This window comes from Bacillus sp. P4_D3 (assembly GCF_056401855.1).
In genome coordinates, this window is the sequence record NZ_JBFUIN010000334.1 from 1 (window position 1) to 3,517 (window position 3,517).

5 protein-coding genes are annotated in these 3,517 nt (G+C 35.9%); 2 read left to right on the forward strand and 3 right to left on the reverse strand.

The window, feature by feature from the left end; all coding sequences use genetic code 11:
* The coding region (locus AC1DTM_RS20525; RefSeq protein WP_477000754.1) for a hypothetical protein at nucleotides 1-1,028 on the reverse strand (1,028 nt) is incomplete at its 3' end.
* A 122-nt stretch (nucleotides 1,029-1,150) separates the two neighbouring features.
* On the opposite strand from AC1DTM_RS20525, the gene AC1DTM_RS20530 reads away from it, so the two are divergent.
* Nucleotides 1,151-2,011 (forward strand): GNAT family N-acetyltransferase, encoded by an 861-nt coding sequence (locus AC1DTM_RS20530; protein ID WP_016104357.1) that lies wholly within the window; start codon nucleotides 1,151-1,153, stop codon nucleotides 2,009-2,011.
* A 42-nt stretch (nucleotides 2,012-2,053) separates the two neighbouring features.
* On the opposite strand, the gene AC1DTM_RS20535 is transcribed toward AC1DTM_RS20530, so the two are convergent.
* Nucleotides 2,054-2,614, reverse strand: coding sequence for an isochorismatase family protein (locus AC1DTM_RS20535; RefSeq protein WP_016104358.1), 561 nt, complete (start codon nucleotides 2,612-2,614; stop codon nucleotides 2,054-2,056).
* A gap of 182 nt (nucleotides 2,615-2,796) precedes the next feature.
* Here AC1DTM_RS20535 and AC1DTM_RS20540 point away from each other — a divergent pair, with 182 nt between their 5' ends.
* Complete coding sequence (locus tag AC1DTM_RS20540; RefSeq protein WP_001195213.1) at nucleotides 2,797-3,057, forward strand: DUF6123 family protein; 261 nt, start codon at nucleotides 2,797-2,799, stop codon at nucleotides 3,055-3,057.
* A gap of 2 nt (nucleotides 3,058-3,059) precedes the next feature.
* Here the strand turns inward: AC1DTM_RS20540 and AC1DTM_RS20545 are convergent.
* The coding region (locus tag AC1DTM_RS20545; RefSeq protein ID WP_477000755.1) for a DMT family transporter at nucleotides 3,060-3,517 on the reverse strand (458 nt) is incomplete at its 5' end.

Genomic DNA, 3,517 nt, shown 5'->3' on the forward strand with positions numbered 1-3,517 from the left:
AAGCCAACTGTATTCAACATATATGCATCGCCGTTAGTTGTTAAACGGATTGCAGCGGAGACTTGGGAATTTGTTAAATAAGGAGAGATATCAATAGAAGTAATGTCCCAGCCTTGTCTACCAGCGGAGATGTTTGTACTTGTAGAAGCACTTTGATTTCGCGTTCCAAATGTACCTGTTGTATCTAAGTTTCCTGCAGCATTATTAATTTGAGAACCAAAGAAATTATTAACAGCGTTATTTGGCCCGGATAAAGCATTTAATGAACTGAAATTTGGTCCAAATAATGCTTGATCCCCAGTTAAATCAGCATCCCCTTCAGTAGAACTTATAAATAATCTCCCGCTTACAGGTCCCCCTGCAGGTGTTAAAAACCCTGAGACAGATACATCTGCACTACCAGTTTCTACAGAAACACGGTTACCAGCTACGTAAATTGTTAAATTTCTTGCGGGTAAGGAACCGTTTTGATAAGCGACAATGAGCGTCCATCCAGAAGAATTGATAGCCCCGTTAGAAGCATCTAAAGGATCAACCAGTCCAGGGACAGAGCCGGTTGTATAAGATCCAGATCCAGCAGCTTGAACGAGTGAGGTTACATCTGCTGATCGTGTATAAAATCCAAATGTGACAGATCCAGAAACGAAAGTTTGATTTGAAGCTGTAACAGCTGAAGGAGTAATCGAGTATGTTGAAACAGGCGTTGTGAAAGAAACTGGGTTTCCTAATACACTCGTAATGTTTTGATCACGAGATAAATAGTTCCCGCCCCAAACGAGTTCGGCGTAAAGAATAGTACTACCAGCAGGGATATTTAAAATAGCGGTAGAACTATTTTGTGTATAGTTTAATGTTGTACCGGCRGGAAAAGTAGTTACTTGTAAAGCGGTATTCGTAGTTACGAATGCACCAATTGCACCGATTGTACCAGCACGGTTTTGATTACTGATTTTACTTAAACCGAGTGTGTTTCCTGTAATAGCGAGTGCGCCGTTAGTGGTGGTAGAAAATCGATTCGTAATGGGCATGTTGTCACCTCATTTACATTATAGTCTTGGTYAAAATAGGATATGTGTATGACAGATAAAGGGAAACATGTACAAGTTGATTCGGAAAGAATGATTCAAACGTCTAAATAATGAGGTGGAGAATGATTGAATTGGCGTTTAGAGTGGAGCGTCTTAGGGAAGAAAAAATAGGGGATATTGTAGCATTATCTTCTTATATTGGGTGGGATTATAACAGAGAAGAAATTGAGACGATTTTGAATACGGGTATAGTATATGGTGTGGTAAATGCGAAGGAAGAGCTTATTGCTAGCGCGGCAATTATATTATACGGGGAGGCATTAGCTTCTATCGGAATGTTAATTGTACATCCAGATTATAAAGGAAGAGGGATTGGAAAGATAATAACGGATTCATGCGTTAAAAGCGTATCAACTCAAATCCCAATTATGCTTATTGCTACGGATGAGGGGAAGCCTTTATATAAAAAACTAGGATTTAGAGCTGTTAGTTATGTTTCTAAATACATATGTAACTCGTACAATGCGAATTATCATTGTGTAGGAAATGAAGAGCATATTGTGAATTATGAAGAATGTGATTTAGAAGAAATAATACAAATAGACGAAGATGCATTTGGAACAAATAGAGAAGAGTTTTTAAAGTATCGAATTATACAAAGTGAACAATGTATCGTTATAAAGGATACAAAACAAAATGTATTAGGATATGGTATAAGTATACAAACGCCAGAAAATAAAATAATAGGACCAGTTGTTGGTAAAAATGATGCGATGGAAATGAGAATGGTACATTATTTAGCAAAAGGGCATAAAGGTAAATTAAGAATAGATGTACCAGAAGGGAAAGTGAATTTTATGAAAGGATTAGAGAATTCTGGTTTTCGAAAGGTGAATATGCCGCCAATTATGATAAAAAATAGCAATCAATTATTAAAAAGGAATAATGAGTTATATAGCATTGCAGCACAAATTTTTGGATAAAAAAGAATCCTTTTCACGTAAGGATTCTTTTTTATCGTTAATTTAGTCGCGATATTGGTCATGAATTGGTTGAAAGATATCTTCCTCGACATCTCTAACAACGGAAAAATGATCAACATTATAATGACCGTGTAAAGTTTTATTATGATGTTCGATAATTTGCTGTGCAGTTAATACGTTAGAATCAGTTGTTGAATGGCCATTTTTAATTAATGTAACATCGAATCCTTGTACAGTTGCTGTTCTAACAGCTGTGTCAATGCAATGTTCTGTTTTACATCCACCTATAACGAGATGATGTATCTTCTCTTCTTTTAAAAGTTCAAGTAAAGAAGTGCCATAGAATGAATTTGTTGCTGCTTTATTAATAAGGATTGCAGACTGAGGTACTTTAATTTGATTATGTACTTCAAAGCCCACGCCGCTACCAGAGGCAACATCGGTATCTCTTACGAAAATAATAAGGGCATTTGAATCTATTGCTTTCTGTACAGCTGTATTTAGTGTAGCTAATAGCTCAGTTTTACGAAAAACTTCATTTTCTTGTTCATTTCCATCAATTAATTCTTGCTGAGCATCGATAATTAATAGTGCTTGTTTCATCGTGTCTCCCCTTTAATATAAAATAAGTGCCACTGTACATATTCCTTCATGTTGTAAGGAAATCCTCCATTGTTAACGAAGTAGACGATTGCTTTACAAAGTTGTCAAAGAAATTTCATTCTCATAGAGTATAAAAACATGTATGATAGGAAGTGGAGAATTTTTGAGTAGGTGGGAATATCATGCAAACAGTAGAAGATTATCTTTCATTCTTACATACGAAAGGATTTAAATTATCAGAGGAAGCACAAGGATTTATTATGTTTGGACAAGGATATACTGGTGCATCTGATGGGATTGTGAACGTAGCAATAGAAGCGACGATTAAACATCAGTTACAGTTTGATGGCAGTTATTTTGTTGCGTTATTAGAACGATTGAAAGAAGAAGAAATTACAGATAAAAAAAGCGCTAAGGCTTTTATGCGGAAGTTGCAAGCGTAACTTCACGCAGCCCGCGCTTCTTTTTTTGTTTTTGAAGGTAATTCAACAAAAATCATACCTAGGAAAATACATAGACACCCAATAACAGCAGAAATAGAAAGCTGTTCATTTGCTACTAGAACGCCTGTTAATGCTGCAAAAACAGGCTCCATTGCGAAAATAATGGCTACTCTCGTTGGAGAAGTGTGTTTTTGTGCAGATGTTTGAATGAAAAAGGCAATTGATGTCGCAAACAGAGAAGTTAGAAATAGAGCGAATAAAAAGGAATGATTTGTCCATAGTGATACTGAAAGTAATTTTTCCCAATCTTCAAACAAAAAAGCGCAAATAGAAGAAAATATACCGACAGCTAATACTTGAGAAGTACTTAGTAATAAAGGTGATATTTTCTTAGAAAAGAAACCGTTAACAAGAATATGGGCAGCGAAAGCGACAGCACAACCGAGAACGAGTATATCTC

What these genes read in the sequence shown, in the direction of transcription:
- AC1DTM_RS20530 (WP_016104357.1), top strand. Translation starts at nt 1,151, where the DNA reads ATGATTGAATTGGCGTTTAGAGTGGAGCGTCTTAGGGAAGAAAAAATA.
- AC1DTM_RS20535 (WP_016104358.1), bottom strand. Translation starts at nt 2,614, where the DNA reads ATGAAACAAGCACTATTAATTATCGATGCTCAGCAAGAATTAATTGAT.
- AC1DTM_RS20540 (WP_001195213.1), top strand. Translation starts at nt 2,797, where the DNA reads ATGCAAACAGTAGAAGATTATCTTTCATTCTTACATACGAAAGGATTT.